This window comes from Cellulomonas fimi (assembly GCF_012952065.1).
Classification (GTDB): Bacteria; Actinomycetota; Actinomycetes; order Actinomycetales; family Cellulomonadaceae; genus Pengzhenrongella; species Pengzhenrongella fimi_A.
In genome coordinates, this window is record NZ_JABCJJ010000031.1 from 1 (window position 1) to 18,706 (window position 18,706).

The 18,706-nt window shown below is 74.1% G+C and carries 15 protein-coding genes; all 15 read right to left on the reverse strand.

What is annotated here, in order from left to right:
* Positions 1-120 precede the first annotated feature (120 nt).
* The gene (locus HIR71_RS14080) at positions 121-1,602 is read right to left on the reverse strand and encodes an NAD(P)/FAD-dependent oxidoreductase (protein ID WP_169325701.1); all 1,482 of its coding nucleotides are present in this window, start codon (positions 1,600-1,602) and stop codon (positions 121-123) included.
* Positions 1,603-1,649: 47 nt separating this feature from the next.
* Positions 1,650-2,600 (reverse strand): Ppx/GppA phosphatase family protein, encoded by a 951-nt coding sequence (locus HIR71_RS14085; protein ID WP_169325702.1) that lies wholly within the window; start codon positions 2,598-2,600, stop codon positions 1,650-1,652.
* 31 nt (positions 2,601-2,631) lie between these two features.
* Positions 2,632-3,159, reverse strand: a complete 528-nt coding sequence (locus HIR71_RS14090) for a DUF501 domain-containing protein (protein ID WP_311836297.1) — start codon at positions 3,157-3,159, stop codon at positions 2,632-2,634.
* Positions 3,156-3,902, reverse strand: coding sequence for an FtsB family cell division protein (locus tag HIR71_RS17010; RefSeq protein ID WP_249051884.1), 747 nt, complete (start codon positions 3,900-3,902; stop codon positions 3,156-3,158). The genes HIR71_RS14090 and HIR71_RS17010 overlap by 4 nt, the downstream gene beginning before the upstream one ends.
* Before the next feature lie 185 nt (positions 3,903-4,087).
* A complete protein-coding gene (gene eno, locus HIR71_RS14100) occupies positions 4,088-5,365 on the reverse strand; it encodes a phosphopyruvate hydratase (protein WP_169325703.1) in 1,278 nt (425 codons plus the stop codon).
* A 187-nt stretch (positions 5,366-5,552) separates the two neighbouring features.
* A complete protein-coding gene (locus HIR71_RS14105; RefSeq protein ID WP_169325704.1) occupies positions 5,553-6,992 on the reverse strand; it encodes an NAD(P)(+) transhydrogenase (Re/Si-specific) subunit beta in 1,440 nt (479 codons plus the stop codon).
* Positions 6,989-7,354 (reverse strand): NAD(P) transhydrogenase subunit alpha part 2, encoded by a 366-nt coding sequence (locus HIR71_RS14110; protein WP_169325705.1) that lies wholly within the window; start codon positions 7,352-7,354, stop codon positions 6,989-6,991. Before HIR71_RS14110 ends, HIR71_RS14105 begins: the two co-directional genes overlap by 4 nt.
* A complete protein-coding gene (locus tag HIR71_RS14115) occupies positions 7,351-8,475 on the reverse strand; it encodes an NAD(P) transhydrogenase subunit alpha (RefSeq protein ID WP_169325706.1) in 1,125 nt (374 codons plus the stop codon). The genes HIR71_RS14110 and HIR71_RS14115 overlap by 4 nt, the downstream gene beginning before the upstream one ends.
* Positions 8,476-8,540: 65 nt before the next feature.
* Positions 8,541-10,232 (reverse strand): histidine kinase N-terminal 7TM domain-containing diguanylate cyclase, encoded by a 1,692-nt coding sequence (locus tag HIR71_RS14120; protein ID WP_169325707.1) that lies wholly within the window; start codon positions 10,230-10,232, stop codon positions 8,541-8,543.
* A gap of 205 nt (positions 10,233-10,437) precedes the next feature.
* Positions 10,438-12,123 (reverse strand): histidine kinase N-terminal 7TM domain-containing diguanylate cyclase, encoded by a 1,686-nt coding sequence (locus tag HIR71_RS14125; protein ID WP_169325708.1) that lies wholly within the window; start codon positions 12,121-12,123, stop codon positions 10,438-10,440.
* A gap of 112 nt (positions 12,124-12,235) precedes the next feature.
* Complete coding sequence (locus HIR71_RS14130) at positions 12,236-12,976, reverse strand: MazG nucleotide pyrophosphohydrolase domain-containing protein (RefSeq protein WP_311836298.1); 741 nt, start codon at positions 12,974-12,976, stop codon at positions 12,236-12,238.
* Positions 12,973-13,539 (reverse strand): hypothetical protein, encoded by a 567-nt coding sequence (locus HIR71_RS14135; protein ID WP_169325709.1) that lies wholly within the window; start codon positions 13,537-13,539, stop codon positions 12,973-12,975. Before HIR71_RS14135 ends, HIR71_RS14130 begins: the two co-directional genes overlap by 4 nt.
* 32 nt (positions 13,540-13,571) lie before the next feature.
* Complete coding sequence (mfd, locus tag HIR71_RS14140) at positions 13,572-17,372, reverse strand: transcription-repair coupling factor (protein ID WP_169325710.1); 3,801 nt, start codon at positions 17,370-17,372, stop codon at positions 13,572-13,574.
* A gap of 227 nt (positions 17,373-17,599) precedes the next feature.
* Positions 17,600-18,340 (reverse strand): polyprenol monophosphomannose synthase, encoded by a 741-nt coding sequence (locus HIR71_RS14145; protein WP_311836300.1) that lies wholly within the window; start codon positions 18,338-18,340, stop codon positions 17,600-17,602.
* 92 nt (positions 18,341-18,432) lie between these two features.
* Positions 18,433-18,663 carry a hypothetical protein gene (locus HIR71_RS14150; RefSeq protein WP_169325711.1) on the reverse strand — a complete coding sequence of 77 codons (231 nt, stop codon included), beginning with the start codon at positions 18,661-18,663 and terminating at the stop codon, positions 18,433-18,435.
* Positions 18,664-18,706 lie beyond the last annotated feature (43 nt).

Here is an 18,706-nt window from a genome sequence, read left to right on the forward strand (position 1 = left end):
GTCCACGCCAAGCAGTGGCGCGCCCTGGCCACCCGCTACGACAAGCTCGCCATCACCTACCGCGCCGGCGCCACCCTCAGCGCCTGCCTCACCTGGCTACGCGCATAAGGGAGACACGCCCTAGTCCTCCTCGGGCGCCTGCGCGCCGTACGCCGGGCCCTCGGCGTCCCCGCCGAGCTGGGGCTGCTCGTCGTCGGCCTCCTCCGTCGGCGGGAGCTTGGGCGCGACCGACGCCGCGCGGAACTCCGCGCGCGGGTCGTGCAGCGTCCCGAGCGCGACGACCTCGCGCCGGAAGAGCAGGGTGGCCGTCCACCCGGCCATGATCTTGACCTTGCGGTTCAGGGTCGGCATGGCGAACACGTGGTAGGTGCGGTGCAGCACCCACGCCAGGAACCCGCGCACCTTGATCCGCCCGAGCATCTGCGCGACGCCCTTGTACATGCCGAGCGACGCGACGGCCCCGATGTTCTTGTGCTTGTACTCGTCGGGCTCTGCGCTGCGCAGGATCTTCGCGAGGTTGTCGCCGAGGTGGTTGCCCTGGCGCAGGGCGTGCTGCGCGTTCGGCGGGCAGAGCTTGCCGGGGTTGTACAGGTCGGGCACGGCCGAGCAGTCGCCCGCCGCGTACGCGTCGGGGACGACCGTGCCGTCCTGGGTCGCGACCTGGAGGGTCGGCAGGCAGATGACGCGGCCCATCTCGTCGAGCGGGAGGTCCGAGCTCCGGAGCACCGGGTTCGCCTTGACGCCGGCGGTCCACACCACCGTCTCGGTGTCGAGCTCCACACCGTTGGACAGCACCACGTGCCCGCCCACGCACGAGTCGAGGAAGGTCGAGAGGTGGATCTCGATGTCGCGCTTGCGCAGCTGCTCGAGCGTGTACCCGCCGAGCTCCTCGCTGACCTCGGGCAGGATGCGCGGCGAGCCCTCGACGAGGACGAACCGCAGCTCCTTCGACTCGATGCTGGGGTAGTGCTTGACGGCAGCGCGGGCCATGTCCTCGACCTCGCCCAGCGCCTCGATGCCCGCGAACCCGCCGCCGACGAACACGAAGCTCAGCATCCGACGGCGCAGCTCGGGGTCCCACGTCGACGACGCGCGGTCGATCCGGTTGAGCACGTGGTTGCGGACCGCGATGGCCTCCTCCACGTTCTTGAACCCGATGCCCTGCTCGGCGAGGCCGGGGATGGGGAGGGTGCGCGCGACGGAACCGAGCCCGATGACCAGGTGGTCGTAGGTGACCCAGTACGGTTCACCCTCCTCGGGCGTGATCTGGACCGTGCGGTCGGCATGCCGGATCTCGCTGACCTTGCCGAGCAGCACGTCGATCTTCTTGAGCGCACGGTGGTGCGGCGCGACGACGTTGCGCGGCTCGATGGATCCCGCGGCGGCCTCGGGCAGGAAGGGCGCGTAGGTCATGTACGGCCGCGGGTCGACGACGACGATCGCCGCCTCGCGCTTGCCCAGCCGCTTGCGGAGCCGACGCGCGGTGTAGACCCCGACCGTCCCGCCGCCGAGGATGACGACGCGCGGGACCTTGCGCGGACGACCCTTCCCATGATCCCCGGCTGCGGGCGAGGGCGTGGGGGTCTGCGCGGTCTGGGTCATCCTGCAACGGTATCGCCGGTTCCGACCTCGGGCGTGCCGACGTCGCGTCAGCGGGCGACGCTCCAGGCGATGCCGTCGAGGATGTCGTGCTCGGACGTCACGACCGTCGTGAGCTCACCGCCGGCCCGGGCGACGTCGTCGCGCACGCGCCGCACGACCTCGCTCCACACGAGCGCCCCGGCGCCGATGACGTCCACCCGCCCGGGGTGCATGAAGCCGAGCACCGCGCGGTCGTCGCGGGTCATCCCGAGGAGGTCCGCGCACGCGGCCAGCACCGTGTCGACCGGCAGCACGGCACCGTCGATGCGGACCGGGTCGTAGGTGGGCAGCCCGAGCGCGTGCGCGGTCACCGTCGTGACCGAGCCGGCCACCCCGACGAGAGTCGCGGTGCGCCCGAGCGGCACGGTGCGCGCGGCCTCGTCGAGCGCGGTCGCGACGTCCGCGCGCGCCGCCTCGACCTGGGCCGCGGTCGGCGGGTCGTCGTGCAGGTGGCGCTCGGTCAGGCGCACGCACCCGACGTCCATCGACCACGCGGCCTCGAGCCGGTCGCCGCCGAGCACGAGCTCGGTCGACCCACCGCCCAGGTCGACGACGAGGAACGGTGCCCGGTGCGCACCGGCCAGCACGCCCGTCGCACCCCGGAACGAGAGCGCGGCCTCCTCCTCGCCCCCGATGACCTCGGGGTCGACGCCGAGGGCCGACCGGACGCCGTCGACGAAGTCCTGCCGGTTCTCCGCGTCGCGCGAGGCCGACGTCGCCACGAAGCGGATGTGCTCGACCCCGAGGTCGGTGCAGATCTCGGCGTACCGGCGCGCGGCGTCGAGCGTCCGGGCGAGGGCCTCGGGCGCGATCCGACCGGTGCGGTCGACCCCCTGCCCGAGCCGGACGACCTCCATGCGTCGCTCGAGGTCGACGAGCGTGTCCGCACTCACGTCGACGTCGGCGACGAGAAGCCGGATGGAGTTGGTCCCGCAGTCGATGGCAGCCACGCGCGTCATGCGCGCCAGCCTGCCACGTCGCCCGCGCGCGTCAGCAGGAGCAGCGGTCGGGCCGCCAGGTCGGCCGGACCAGCGCAAGCGCCTCGTCACCGAGGGGGTTGACGCCGGGGCCTGCCGCGAGCGAGTGGCCCACGAGCACGTGGAGGCACTTGACGCGGGTCGGCATGCCGCCCGCGGAGATGCCGTCGATCTCCTCGACGCGCCCGAGCGCCTCGCGCTGGGCGAGGTAGTGCTCGTGCGCGCGCCGGTACGCCGCCGCGAGCTCGGGCTCCTGGGCGAGCCGCGCGGTCCACTCCTTCATGAGCCCGCCGGCCTCGAGCGTGCTGACCGCCTGCACGGCGGGCGGGCACGTGAGGTAGAAGGTGGTCGGGAACGGCGAGCCGTCGTCGAGCCGTGGCGCCGTCGTGACGACCAGCGGCCGCCCGCAGACGCACCGGGCGGCGATCCCGACGACCCCGCGCGGGACCCGCCCGAGCTGCTCGCGGAGCGTCTCGAGGTCGCGGTCCACCACGGTCGGGCCGGTCGCGTAGGGGGCGGGGATCTCGGGGACCTCGGTCACGGCGTGCCCGTTCCGGCGCCGGGGGGTGACACCTCCGCCTCGCCTGCGACGCGCACGGACTCCCAGATGGTGGCGTACCACGGCGTCGTCGTGTCCTCCGGCACGACGGCGGGCCCGCTGCCCGTCTCGGGGACCGCCGGTACCGTCGGATCGGGCACGACCTCCGGGTCGACGACCCGGTAGGCGGTCTCACCGGGGAGCACGAACGCGAGCCGCTCGCGCGCCTGCGCGGCGACGTACGCGTCGTCGTCCCAGCGCGCGAGCTCTGCCGCCAGGTCGTCGTTGACGGCCCGCGCCTGCTCGACCTGCTGGGCGAGCCGCTCGTTGTCCGCCTTCTGCGCGAGGTACGCGCGCACGGTCGGGAACAGCAGGACGAACGCGAGGAGCACGACGACGAAGAGCACCATCGCGCGGACGGTGAAGATCCCCGGGACGCCGGACGCCGGGTGCGCGGCGACGCGCGCCGCTCCCTCGCGTGCACGACCCGCGACCGAGGGCCCGTGGCCGGTCGACCGTGAGCCGGGGCGGCTCGACGGCGGTCGGCCGGCCGCGCCCCGGACGGTGGACGGGCGGGCGGGGTTGGCGCGGACGCCGGAACGCACCCCCCGGGTGGGCGCCGGCCGGGGCGACGTGCCACGCGGAGCGGCCGCCCGCGAGGTCGGGTTGCCGTCCACCCGGCCCGAGGCACCCGAACCCGCGGTGCCCGCACGGGGGTGCGGCGCGGAGGGGCGGCGGGCAGACATGGCTCTGATTGTGCCTCGCCACCGGGCCGTCGCCGCGCAGGCCGTGACCTTCGACGTGTCCGCCCGTGCGGTGGTCGCGAGCCGGAGCCCGGCCCCGTAGGGACCGGGCTCCGGCTCGTGACGCGTCCGCGGTCACGCCCGCGGGCGCGTCAGCGGCTGCGGGCGCGTCAGCGGCTGCGGGCGCGTCAGCGGCTGCGCGGGAACGCGCTCGCGCCGGCGTAGCGCGCGGCGTCGTCGAGCTCCTCCTCGATGCGGAGCAGCTGGTTGTACTTGTTGATCCGCTCGCCGCGGGCGGGCGCACCGGTCTTGATCTGGCCCGCGTTGGTCGCGACCGCGAGATCGGCGATCGTGACGTCCTCGGTCTCGCCCGAGCGGTGCGACACCATCGCCGTGAACCCGTTGCGCTGCGCGAGCGTCACGGCGTCCAGGGTCTCGGTGAGAGTGCCGATCTGGTTCAGCTTGACCAGGAGGGAGTTCGCGGCCTTGAGCTCGATGCCCTTGGCGAGGCGGACCGGGTTGGTCACGAACAGGTCGTCGCCGACGATCTGGACCCGGTCCCCGACGCCGGCCACGAGCTGCGACCACGAGTCCCACTCGTCCTCCGAGAGCGGGTCCTCGATCGACACCAGGGGGTAGTCGCGCACGAGCTGCTCGTAGTACGCGATCATCTCGGCCGGCGTGCTCGCCTTGCCCTCGAACTGGTACGCGCCGCCCGAGAAGAACTCGGTCGCCGCGACGTCGAGGGCGAGCGCGACGTCCTTGCCCGCGGTGAAGCCCGCCTTCTCGATGGCGACGAGGATGAGGTCGAGCGCCGCCCGGTTGCTCGAGAGGTTCGGCGCGAAACCGCCCTCGTCGCCGAGGCCGGTCGCCAGACCCTGCGACTTCAGCACCGACTTGAGCGCGTGGTAGATCTCGGCGCCGGTCCGGAGCGCCTCCCGGAACGTCGTCGCGCCGATCGGGGCGACCATGAACTCCTGGATGTCGACGTTCGAGTCGGCGTGCGACCCGCCGTTGAGGATGTTCATCATCGGGACCGGGAGCACGTGGGCGTTGGGCCCGCCGACGTAGCGGAAGAGCGGGAGGTCGGCCGAGTCGGCGGCGGCCTTGGCCACGGCGAGCGAGACGCCCAGGATGGCGTTCGCCCCGAGCTTGCCCTTGTTCGGCGTGCCGTCGAGGTCGATCAGGGCAGCATCCACGAGCCGCTGCTCGGTCGCCTCGAACCCGATCAGCTCGGGGGCGATCTCGTCGATGACCGCGTTGACCGCGTCCTCGACGCCCTTGCCGAGGTAGCGGGCCTTGTCACCGTCACGACGCTCGACCGCCTCGAACGCGCCGGTGGACGCACCCGACGGGACGGCCGCGCGGGCGATGGTGCCGTCGTCGAGCGCGACCTCGACCTCGACGGTGGGGTTGCCGCGGGAGTCGAGGATCTCGCGCGCGCCGACGGCCTCGATGCTGGCCATGGATGCTCCTTCTCGAACGGGTGGGGATGTCCCGTCAGCCTAGTGCCGCTCGCGCACGGGCCACCCGGGACGTTCGACCACCGACCACCGACCCCCGCCGCCGACCGCAACTCACCTCATCCGCAACGTCCGCACTCCGTGGTGCCCCGGCACCACGGAGTGCGGACGTTGCCGATGAGGGGGGGAGTCAGCCGACGTGGGTCTTGACCGCGGCGAGGATCTGGGCCAGGCCCTTCTTGGCGTCCGCGAAGAGCATCCCGGTCTGCGGCTGGCCGTACAGCTCGTTGTCGAGCCCGGCGTACCCGTGCCCGAGCGAGCGCTTGATGACGACCACCGAGCGGGCCTTGTCCACGTCGAGGATCGGCATCCCCGAGATCGCGTTGCCGGGGCGTCGCGCCGCCGGGTTGGTGACGTCGTTCGCGCCGACCACGAGCGCGACGTCGCACGTGGCGAACTCCGGGTTCACGTCGTCCATCTCGACGAGCTGGGTGTACGGGACGTCCGCCTCGGCGAGCAGCACGTTCATGTGCCCGGGCATGCGGCCGGCGACGGGGTGGATCGCGTACAGCACGGTGATGCCGCGCTCCGACAGCACCGACCCGAGCTCGCCGCACTCCCGCTGCGCCTGGGCGGCAGCGAGGCCGTACCCGGGCACGATGATGACCTTGTCGGCATAGGCGAGCTGGATCGCGACGTCGTCCGCCTCGACCCGGCGCACCTCGGTGCCGCCGACAGCGGCCCCCGCGTCGCCCCCGCCGTCACCCGTGCCGAAGCCACCCACCATGATCGCCACGACCGAGCGGTTCATCGCGTCGGCCATGAGCTTGGTGAGGATCGTGCCGCTCGCACCGACGAGGGCGCCGGCGATGATCATGATCTGGTTCTCGACGACGAACCCGGCCATCGCGACCGCGAGCCCGGTGAAGGCGTTGAGCAGCGAGATGACGACCGGCATGTCCGCCCCGCCGATCGGCAGCACCATGAGCACGCCGAACGCGAGCGCCGCGACGACGACCGCGACCAGGAGCCAGCCGCTCGGCGTCACGACGAGCCACGTGCCACCGCCGACGGCGACCACTGCGCTCACGATGCTGAGCGCCCGCGACCCGCGGAAGGCGATCGGCGCCCCCGAGACCCAGCCCTGGAGCTTGCCCGCCGCGACGAGCGAGCCCGAGAAGGTCACGCTCCCGATGATGACGTCGAGGACGACCGGCACCGAGAACCCCGCGGTCACAACACCCTCGCCCGACACGCGGAGGAAGTCGACGATCGCGACGAGCGCCGCGGCCCCACCACCGACCGCGTTGAACAGCGAGACGAGCTGCGGCATCGCGGTCATCTCGACGCGGCGGGCCGAGACGAGCCCGGCGACGGACCCGACCGCCAGGCCGGACCACAGGGCGATCCACCCCCACGGCGAGACGGTGAGGGGACGGACGGCCTCGTCGCCCCCGCTGCCGGCGGCGAGGAGCACCACGGTCGCGACGATCGCCGCCAGCATCCCCGCGGCGGACAGGAGGTTGCCGCGCCGCGCGGTGGCCGGCGAGCGCATGAGGTGGAGCCCGAGCACGAAGCACACCGCGGCCGCCAGGTAGACGAGGCGGACCGTCACCTCGACCGCGGTCACCGGGCACCTCCCGACGGCGTCCCGGGCGTCGCCGTGTCTCGCTGCGGCCGGGCCTGCGGCCGGGCCTGCGGCCGGGCCTGCGGCCGGGAACGGAACATGCCGAGCATGCGGTCCGTCACCACGTACCCGCCCACCACGTTCATGGCGGCGAACGCGGCGGCGAGGAACGTCAGCACGTACCCGAACGGGTCGTCAGCGATGCCCGCCACGATCACCGCGCCCACGACCACGACGCCGTGGATCGCGTTCGCACCGGACATCATCGGGGTGTGGAGGGTCGCCGGGATCCGGCTGATCACCTCGAACCCGACCAGGACCGCCAGGACGAACAGCCCCAGGTCGCTCAGCAGCTCGCTCGTCACGCCGCACCCTCCGGTCGAACCCACACGGCCCCGACGACGTCGTCGTCGGGGTCCAGCGTCACGGCGCCGTCGGCGACGACGGCCGCGAGCAGCGCGGTCACGTTCCGCGCGTAGGCCGCCGAGGCGCCGGTCGCCATCTGCGCGGGCAGGTTGCCCGCCCCGATCACGGTGACACCGCCCGGGGTCACCACCCGCTCGTCGGGCACGCTGCCCGCGACGTTGCCGCCCCACGGACCCGCTGCGAGGTCCACCAGCACGGAGCCGGGCGCCATCGCGGCGACCGTCTCGGCGCTCACCAGGACGGGCGGCGCACCCCCGGGCACCTGCGCGGTCGTGATCACGACGTCGAAGCGCCGGATCGCCGCGTCGAGCTCCGCCCGCTGGGCGGCCGACTCCTCGGGCGTCAGCGCGCGCGCGTAGCCGTCGCCACCGTCCGCCGTCACCGTCGTGGCGAGGAAGGCGGCACCGAGCGAGGTCACCTCGCCGCGGGCGGCGGGGCGCACGTCGTAGCCGGTGACCTGCGCGCCGAGCCGACGCGCGGTCCCGATCGCCTGCAGACCGGCGACGCCGGCCCCGAGGACCAGGACGGTCGCCGGGCGGGCGGTGCCGGCAGCGGTGATCATCATCGGGAAGTAGCGCCCGAACGCCTCCGCCGCGACGATCGCGGCGCGGTACCCCGCGACCGACGCCTGCGACGTCAGGGCGTCCATGGTCTGCGCGCGCGAGAGGGTCCGGGGCAGCAGGTCGAGGCTCAGCACGTGGACACCGCGCGCGACGGCGGTGTCGAGGTCCGCGCGGTCGCCGCGCGCGTCGAGCAGCCCGACGAGCACCTGCCCGGGTCGCAGCCGCGCCAGGGTCTCGGGTGGGGGCCGACGGACCACGAGCACGACGTCGGCACGCTCGACGACCTCGTCGAGCGACCCGACCTTGGCGCCGCTCGTCACGTAGCTGTCGTCGGCGTGCAGCGCGCCCGCGCCGGCGCCCGACTCGACCAGGACCTCGAAGCCCTGGGCCACGAGGCGCTCGACGACCTCGGGCACCAGCGCGACCCGGCGTTCCCCCGGTTCCCGTTCGGTGATCGCGGCGACCACCAGCACCCTCGCCTGGTCGGGCGTGGTCATCGGTCCTCCCTCGTGCCGCCGAGTGCGACGGCGATCTCAATCCTGCCGTGCCGGCGTCGGTCGGCCTAGGACCTTCCGCCCGAGCGCGCGCCGCGCGAGCGCTCCTCCGCGCGAACACTGGTGCGCCCCGTGGACGGTACCGGCTCGGCGTGCGTGCAGATGCGGTTTCTCCCGCCCGCCTTGGCGGCGTAGAGCGCAGCGTCCGCCACCTGGACGAGCGCGTCGGCGCTGGTCCCCGACCCGGGGAAGGCCGCCACGCCGCCGCTGAGCGTGCACGGCACGGGCCCTCCGGCCACCTCGACCGGCTCGCGGACGCACCGGTCCCGCACCTCGTCCGCGAACCGGGCGGCGGCGTCGACGTCGGCACCGGGGATCGCGACGAAGAACTCCTCACCGCCCCACCGCGCGACGAGCGCCCCGGCGGGGGCGTGCGCCGCCAGTCGGGCCGCGATCGCGACCAGCACCGCGTCGCCCGTCAGGTGCCCGTAGGTGTCGTTGACGGTCTTGAACCGGTCGACGTCGATCATCACCACGGCGAGCGACGTGCCCGTGCGCGCCGCCGTGCCCACCATCGACGCGAACCGGTCGACCATGTGCCGGCGGTTGTGGAGGCCCGTGAGCGCGTCGCGGTGGGCCGCCTCGGCGAGGTCGGCGCGCAGCCGCTCGATCGTCTCGAGCTGCTGCACCAGCCGTGCGTTCGCCTGCGCGAGGTCCCGGCTCTGCGCGTTGACCTCCGTGACGTCACGCGCGACCAGCACGCTCCCGAGGAACCGGCCCTGACGGTCCACGAGCCGGGAGCCGCGCACGTGGAGCTCCACCTGCCCGCGGCCGACGGCGATGCTCACCTCGCGCAGCTCGTCGCCCACCGCGTCGAGCTCGCCCCCGAGCTCGCGTCCGAGCAGCGCGCGGACCGGCTCGCCGACGAGCGTCGGGCCGGCGGTGGGCGTGGTCCGGCGGATCAGCGCCACCGCGGCCGGGTTCAGGTCGAGGACGCGTCCGGTCGGGCCGACGGCGACCACCGCGTCGCTGATCTGCTCGATGATGAGGGCCCGCGCGACGGGCGAGAACGTCAGCACGTCCTGCCGGAAGATCGCGTGCGCCATGAGGAGCCCGCCCGCGGCGAACCCGATCGGGGTCGGGTCCTGGATGCCGCCCAGGCCGCCGACGACCTTGACGACGTTGGACGCCAGGGGCAGGAACGCGGCCACCAGGAGGCTCGCCCGTTGCGCCCGGAACACCGGCGGCGACGTCCACCACCCACGGACGATCAGCCCCATCGCCAGCACGAGCATCGAGTAGCTGTACGCCGTGTGGACCCAGAACGCCGGCCCGAAGGTCCACCGGGTCGACCCGAGGAGCGCGTCCGCCCGCGCGCCCTGGAAGAGCAGCAGGTGCACCGGGTTGGTCGCGGCCACGACCGTCACCAGGACCGGGTGGACGCCGAGCGCGACCCGGACCCGGCGGCGGTCCAGCACGTCAGGGGCAGCCACGGCGAGTCCGATCGCGACGAACCCGGCGACCGCCGTCCCGACGCCCGGGTACACGCCGACGCGCCCGAGCCCGCCCAGCGGGCCGTCCGCGCCGAGGACCGAGAACGCCGCCGCGGCGGACCACCACCCGGCGCCGATCCCGACGAGGGCCAGGCCGACCGCCATCCGCGGGTTGGTCGCGCGTCGTCGCCACGCGACGGTCGCGACCGAGACGAGCACCACGGCGGCGGCGGCGTACGCGAGCCACTGCGGGTCCTCCGACGCCATCACCTGACGGACCCCGCCGTCGGTCCGGTCGCCCGGACCCCACGGCCACCCGACGGCTTCCGGAGCCGGTCGTCAAGGTGCACACGGTGGGGGCCGGCCGCCTTGGCGGCGCAGAGGGCGACGTCGGCGCCCGCGCCCGGGAGCACGACGCGCTCGGACCGCAGGTGCTCGACGGTCCGGGGCTTGCACAGGGACGCCACCACCATCAGGCTGACGCCGGCGACGATGGCGAGCGAGCGGATGGCGGCCACGTGCGGGTCGGCGACGTCGACGGCGGGGCGGGGTGGGACCGGTGCCCGACGTGCGTGCGGACCGCGTCGCGTCCCGCAGCCTTGGCCGCGTACACCGCGGTGTCGGCCGCCTGGAAGAGCTCGTTGGTGGTGGTGCCGGCCTCCGGGAACGCCGCCACGCCGCAGCTGATCGTGCACTCGATCCGGTGCCCCGCCACCAGCACCGGGTCGCGCGCGAAGCGGGCGCGCACGGCCTCGGCGAAGCGGACGCCGTCGTCGACGCCGGCGCCGGCCAGCGCGACGAAGAACTCCTCGCCACCCCAGCGCGTCACGAGGGCACCGGCCGGGGCGTGCGCCCGGAGCCGGTGCGCCACCTCGACGAGCACGGCGTCGCCCACCAGGTGCCCGTACCGGTCGTTGACCGACTTGAACCGGTCGACGTCCACCATGACGGCGGCGAGCGTCCCGTCGCACTCCTGGACCTCGGCGAGCATCACCGGGAAGCGCTCGACCAGGAACCGCCGGTTGTGCAGCGACGTGAGCGGGTCGCGGTTGGCCAGCTCGACGAGCTCGGTGCGCAGCCGATCGATCGTCTCGACCTGACGCACGAGCTGCGAGTTGACCTCGGCGAGGTGACGGCTCTGCTCCTTCGCCGCCGTGACGTCGCGCGCGACCAGCACGCTGCCGAGCAGGCGCCCCTGCCGGTCGACCAGCTGCGACCCGCGCACGTGGAGCTCGACCGCGCGACCGCCGGCGTCGACGGTGACGTCGCGCGCCTCGTCCCGGATGCCGGCGAGCTCGGGACCCAGCAACGACCGCGCCGACGTCCCGACCAGCTCGACCCGCTCCCGGGGCCCGACGGTCTGCACGACGTCCACCGCCGCGGCGTTGAGGTCGAGCACCCGGCCGGCGGGGCTGATCGCGATGATCGCGTCGCTCATCTGCTCGATGATCAGCTCGCGCGCGACCGGCGAGAACGTCACGAGGTCCTGCCGGAAGATCGAGAACGCCATGACGGTGCCCGTGATCGCGAAGGCGAACGGTGTCGGGTCGGTGATCTGCTCGAGCCCGCCGAACACCTTGACGACGTTCGCGGCCAGCGGGATGAGAACCGCGACCAGGACGCTCCGCCGCTGGCTGCGGAACACCGCCGGTGCCCTCCACCAGCCGCGCGCGATGAGGCCGACGCCGATCGCGAGCGCGCCGTAGCTGTACGCGGTGTGCACCCAGAACAGGGGCCCGTACTCCCAGTCGGCGGACCCGGTCAGCTCCGCGGTACCGGGCCCACGCAGGAGCAGCTGGTGGAGGGGGTTGGTGGCGGCGGCCACGGTGACGAGCACGGGGACCACGAGGAGCCACCCGGTCAGCCGGCGGCTCGGGGTCCACTCGGGGTCGGTGATCGCGGCGCTCAGGTACACGAACCCCAGCACGACGGTGCCGACCCCCGGGTACACCGCGAGCGCGCCCACGGCGGCCCACGGCTCGGCGGTCCCGACGGCGAGAGCGGTCGCGACCGACCACCACCCGGCGCCCAGCATCGTGACGACGAGGTACCTGGCCACGACCGGGCTCGTCGCCCGCCGCCGCCAGGCGACCGTCGAGAGGACGGCGAAGACCAGGGCGACCGTGGCGTAGGCGATCCCCAGCGGGTCACGCAGCACGGCGCCCCACCCTCCCCCGGCGGTCGCCGGCTCTCGACCTCATCCGGTGACATCGGTCGATCGCCACACCGGTTGAGCGGTCGAGCGGGTGAGCGGGTGAGCGGCGGTGCTCCTACTCGCCCTCGGCCGTCCGCACCGCCGCCTCGAGCGCGCGCACGGCGCCCCGCAGGGCCGCCTCGGCGTCAACCCCGAGCGCGTGCGCCTCGGCCGTCAGCGCGAGCAGCCGTGCCCCGACGTCGGCGGCCCGCTGCGCGGCGTCGGGCCCCTGCCGGGCGTGGTCCCGCGCCACCGCCGCGACGTCGACCACGAGGCCCGAGCGGTGCGCGCGGGACATCACCTTCTGGCCGCGGGCGAGCGCGCCCAGCGCGAGCGGGATGCCCTCGAGCGCGGAGGTGCGCTGCTTCTCGGCCCGCTTGATCCGGTCCCACCGGACATGCGGGTCGGGGTCCGCGCCGTCGCGCTCCGCCGCCTGCCCCGGGGGCCCGGGCGGCACGGGCTCGCCGGGCTCGCCGGGCTCGTGCGGCGTGCCGTCCGCGGCGAAGACGTGCGGGTGGCGGCGCACCAGCTTGTCGACGACGTCCCGCGCGACGTCGTCCACGTCGAAGCGGTCGGTCGCGTGCTCCTGCGCCAGGCGCGCGTGGAAGACGACCTGGAGGAGCAGGTCGCCCAGCTCCTCGCGCATGCCGACGCGGTCCCCGGCCTCGACCGCCTCCGCCAGCTCGTACGCCTCCTCGAGCGCGAACGGCACGAGGCTCTCGTGCGTCTGCTCGGCGTCCCAGGGGCAGCCGCCGGGCGAGCGCAGCAGGTCCATCACGTCGACGAGCGCGCGCACGCCGTCCCCGGGCTCGCTCACCCGGCTGCGGGCTGCCCGACGATCCACGGGTACGACGACGGCGTGATCTGACCGGACGCGAGGTCGAGCTCGCCGTACCGCGGGTTGACCTCGACGTCGAGCTCGGCCATGTCGGCGACGACGCCCGACATCACCTCCGCGGCGTTCGGCATCCCCTGGAGACCCTGCTGGAGGAGCGTGAACCGGGCGACCTGCACAGCGGGCTCGCTGAACTCCTCGGTCCGCACGGGGGCGCGGCCCGCTTGGCCGGCCTCCTGCGTGACCTGGTCGAGGAGGTCCTTCGCCTGCTCGGACGAGACCCCGAGGCCGGCGTCGGCGGCGGCCCGCTCGAAGGTCGGAGCCACCACCAGCACGGTGAGCACCGTGGTCTGGGAGACGTTCTCGAGATACGGGGACAGGTCGGCCGCGGCCGCCTGGACCTCCGCCACCGGGATCGCCCGCCCGTCGACGACGGCTGCCGCACCCGGCTGCGGCGAGCAGGCGCTCAGAGAGGCGACCAGCAGGGCACCCAGGGCGAGCAGGGCCGGCGCGCCGCGCCGCCCCACCATGGATCGGACCGTCACCGTAGACCTCCGTCGTTCGTCGTGGACCGCGGTCATCGTAGGCCCGTTCCGACCTCGGCAGCCGCGCCGACGTCGCCGCTGATCACCGCGTCGACGAGCTGACGGGCCCACGCGAGGACCTCCGCCCCGTGGAGCGGCCGCCCGCCGATGCGCGACGTCGTGGGGAACGGCACGAGGATCGTGCGCAGCGCCGGCTTGAGGACCGTGCCCGGGTACAGCCGCTTGAGCCGCAGCTGCGCCGACTCGGGGAGCTCGACCGGCGCGAACCGCACGTACCTGCCCTGCGCGGTGACGTCCCGCAGCCCGGCGGCACGCGCGGTGTTGCGGAAGTCCGCGACCGCGAACAGGTTCTCGACCGGCTCGGGGATCGGGCCGTACCGGTCCACCAGCTCGGCGCGGACCTCGGCGAGCGCCTGCGGCGTCTGCGCCGCGGCGAGCTTGCGGTACGCCTCGAGCCGCAGCCGCTCGTGCGCGATGTAGGCCGTGGAGATGTGCGCGTCGACCGGCAGCTCGATGGTGATCTCGGGCGCCTCCTCCTCGACCTCGCCGCGGAACCCGGCCACGGCCTCACCGACCATCCGGATGTAGAGGTCGAAGCCGACACCCGCGATGTGCCCCGACTGCTCGCCGCCGAGCAGGTTGCCCGCGCCGCGGATCTCGAGGTCCTTCATCGCGATCTGGATGCCCGCACCGAGGTCGGTGTGGGCGGCCATCGTCGCGAGCCGGTCGTGCGCGGTCTCGGTGAGCGGCCGCTCGGGCGGGTAGAGGAAGTACGCGTACGCGCGCTCCCGACCGCGCCCGACCCGGCCTCGCAGCTGGTGGAGCTGCGACAGCCCCAGGGTGTCCGCCCGCTCGAGGATCAGCGTGTTGGCGTTCGAGATGTCGAGGCCCGTCTCGATGATGGTGGTGCACACCAGCACGTCGAACTTCTTCTCCCAGAAGTCCTGGATCACCCGCTCGAGCTGGTGCTCGGGCATCTTCCCGTGGCCGACGGCGATGCGCGCCTCGGGGACGAGCTCCTGCAGCCGGGCCGCCGCGCGCTCGATCGACTCGACCTTGTTGTGGACGTAGAACACCTGGCCCTCGCGGAGCAGCTCGCGCCGGACGGCGGCGGTGATCTGCTTCTCGTCGTACGCCCCCACGAAGGTGAGGACCGGGTGCCGCTCCTCGGGTGGCGTCGCGAGCGTCGACATCTCGCGGATCCCCGTGATCGCCATCTCGAGCGTGCGCGGGATGGGGGTCGCGCTCATGGCGAGGACGTCCACGTTGGTGCGCAGCTGCTTGAGCGTCTCCTTGTGCTCGACGCCGAACCGCTGCTCCTCGTCGACGATGACGAGTCCGAGGTCCTTGAACCGCACCTCACCGGTGAGGAGGCGGTGCGTGCCGATGACGACGTCGACCGTCCCCGCCGCGAGCCCCTCGACGACCTCCTTGGCCTCGGCGTCGGACTGGAACCGCGACAGCGCGCGCACCGTGACCGGGTACGGCGCGTACCGCTCCGTGAACGTGTCGAGGTGCTGCTGGACGAGGAGCGTCGTCGGGACCAGGACCGCGACCTGCTTGCCGTCCTGCACGGCCTTGAACGCGGCGCGGATCGCGATCTCGGTCTTGCCGTACCCCACGTCGCCCGACACGAGGCGGTCCATCGGGACCGGCTTCTCCATGTCCGCCTTGACCTCGTCGATCGTGGCGAGCTGGTCGGGCGTCTCGACGTACGCGAACGCGTCCTCGAGCTCGCGCTGCCACGGCGTGTCGGGACCGAACGCGTGGCCGGAGGTCGCCATGCGCGCCGAGTACAGCCGGATCAGCTCGCTCGCGATCTCCTTGATCGCCTTGCGCGCCCGGCCCTTCGTCCTGGCCCAGTCGGCGCCGCCCATCTTGTTGAGCGTCGGCGACTCGCCGCCCGTGTACTTCGTGACCTGGTCGAGCTGGTCGGTGGGCACGTACAGCCGGTCCCCCGGGTGCCCGCGGCGCGACGGCGCGTACTCGATCACCATGTACTCACGCGTCGCCGCGTTGGCCCCGCTGCCCAGGCTCCGCTGGACGAGCTCGACGAAGCGCCCGACGCCGTGCTGCTCGTGCACCACGTTGTCGCCCGGCCGCAGCTGCAGCGGGTCGACGACGTTGCGCCGCCGGGAGGGCATCTTGCGCATGTCGCGGGTCGAGGAGCCGGCGCGGCCGGTCAGGTCGGACTCGGAGAAGACCGCGAGCCGGAGGTCGGTCGCGACGAAGCCGGGACCGACCGGGGCGGGGGTCACGAGCACGACGCCGCCGGGTGGCGTGGAGTCGATCGCGTCGACGAGGCGCGCGGGCACGTCGGCCGCGCCGAGCTGCTCGACCATGCGCCGCGCAGGCCCGTGCCCCTCGGTCGTGAGCACGAGCCGCCAGCCGTCGCGCTGGAGGGCGCGGACGTCGGCGACCGCGCGCTCGACATCGCCCCGGTACCCCTCGACCTCCCGCGCCGCGATCGTGAGCGTCACCTGCGCACCGTCGTCGACCCCGTCCCCATCCCCGGTGTCAGACCTAGCGCGCGCTCCACCCCGCGCTACGCCTGACACCGATGATTCGGGCCGGGCAGAAGCCGACGTGTCAGACCCAGCGCGCGCTCCGGCGCGCGCTGGGTCTGACAACCCGTCGGTGGTGGTGAGGGCCTCCGCGTCCGGGTCCAGGCCGAACGAGCTGAGGGTCCACCAGCCGAGCCCGCGGCGCACCGCGATCGAGCGGGCGTCGGCGAACGTCGAGAACGACGCCGCACGCAGGTCGATCGGCGTGCTCGCCCCGGCCGCCGCCGACGTCCACGCGGCAGCGAGGAACTCCTCGGTCGTCGCGACCAGGTCGTGGGCGCGGCGCCGCACGCGCTCGGGGTCGACGACGACCAGGAGCGCGTCGTCGGGCACGAGGTCGAGCACCGGGACCATCGCGTCGACCAGGACCGGGGCGAGCGACTCCATGCCCTCGACCGCGATGCCCTCGGCGAGGCGGCCCAGCATCTCGGCGGCCGCCGGGAGCTCGTCCACGAGCTCGGCGGCGCGCGCGCGCACCTGGTCCGTCAGGAGGATCTCGCGGCACGGGGGCGCCCACACCCCGTGCTCCGCGACCTCGAGGCTGCGCTGGTCGGCGACCGCGAACCACCGGATCTCCTCGACCGTGTCGCCCCAGAGCTCGACGCGGAGCGGGTGGTCCTCGGTCGGCGGGAAGACGTCGAGGATCCCGCCACGCACCGCGAACTCGCCGCGTCGCTCGACCATGTCGACGCGCGTGTACGCCGCAGCGACGAGCTGGTCCTCGACGTCGGCCAGGTCGATTCGGTCGCCCACCGCGAGCTGGACCGGCTCGAGCTCGCCGAGCCCGGCGACCACCGGCTGGAGCAGCGCGCGGACCGGGAGCACGAGCACACGGACGGGACCCGTGTGCTCGGCCGACGCGTCGGGGTGCGCGAGCCGGCGGAACACCGCGAGCCGGCGCGCGACCGTGTCGCTGCGCGGCGAGAGCCGCTCGTGGGGCAGCGTCTCCCACGCCGGCAGCACCGCCACGTCGTCGGCCGGGAGGTAGCAGCGCAGCGAGGCCGCGAGGTCGTCGGCGTCCCGGCCGGTCGCCGTCACGACGACGAGCGGACGTCCCGCGGCGGCCGTGCGCTCCTCGTCGTCCTCTCCGGTCGCCTCCGGGGCGGGGCCGGCGCCGGTGGCGCGCGCGCCGGTCATCGCGGCCAGCAGGGGCGGTCGCGCCCCGGGCGGCCCGACGACGTCCACCGCGCCGCGCGTGCGGACGAGCTCGACCGCCTCGGCTGCGGCGGGGTCGGCGAGCACGGCGGGGAGCAGACCGGTGAGGTTCATGCCGGCGAGATCACTGTTCTTCCTGGGTGACGGCGGGTTTCCTGGTGCCCTGGGGTGGCCCGGCGCGGGCACGGGCGCGGCAGAACGCCCCGGTCCAACGGGACGCGGTGACGGGACGCGGGGTCCGGGTTGCCTGGTGCGGGGTGCGGGGTGCGGGGTGCGGGGTGCGGGGTGCGGGGTGCGGGGACCATCGTACGGCGCGCGCGCCGACGCGCTGGGTGGGCCTCTCACCCGCTCCGGCGCGCAGGCGACTGCCTCGGACGCAGCCGGCCGAGCGCGCGGGCCAGGCCCCACCGCGTCACGCGCGCGACCGCCTCCAGGACGATCACGCGGTTCATCTTCGACTCCCCGCGCGTGCGCTCGACGAACGTGATCGGTACCTCGGTGACGGTCAGGCCAGCGACGAGCGCGCGCTGCACCAGGTCGATCTGGAAGCAGTAGCCCTGGCTGGCGACGCCGTCCGCGACCAGCGGCCTCAGTGCGCTCGACCGGTACGCCCGGTACCCGCCGGTGACGTCGCGTACGGGGATGCCGAGCACGAGGCGCGCATAGAGGCTGCCCCCGCGCGAGAGCAGCGTGCGGTGCACCGGCCAGTTCACCACCGAACCGCCGGGAACCCAGCGGGACCCGAGCGCGACGTCGGCGTCCGCCAGCGCGGCGAGGATCCGCGGGAGCTGCTCGGGCTGGTGCGACCCGTCGGCGTCCATCTCCACCACGACGTCGTACCCCTCCGAGAAAGCCCAGTCGAAGCCCGCCAGGTAGGCCGCCCCGAGCCCCTGCTTGCCGGGCCGGTGCAGGACGTGGACGGCGGCGTCGTCGCGCGCCAGGGCGTCCGCGACCGCGCCGGTCCCGTCGGGCGAGTTGTCCTCGATGATGAGGACCGCGCACTCCGGCGTGGCCGCGCGGACGCGCGCGACGATCTGCCCGATGTTCTCGCGCTCGTTGTAGGTCGGGATCAGCACGAGCACCGAGGCGGTTGCCGGGCGGCTCGTCTGCTGCGTCCTGTCGGCCCGCCGGACGGCGGTCCTGCGCGTCGCTCGGGCTCGGATCTGCTGGGTCGTCACGTAGCCACCGTCTCCAGGTCGGGACGCTCGCCCTCGATCGCCGCGAGCGCCGTGCGCAACGCCGTGCCGGACGCGTGGACCGTAGCGGAGAAGTGCACGATCTCCACGCCGAGCGGGGCGAGCTCGTGCTCGAGCCTGTCGCCTTGTGGGGTACCGCGCCAGTCGTCTCCGTGACCAGCACGTGCTCGCAGCGCACGCAGGCGTGCCGGGGGATCCTGCGAAATCATCCGGTGCAGTCTTCCACGCGACGGAGGACAGACGTCACAATCG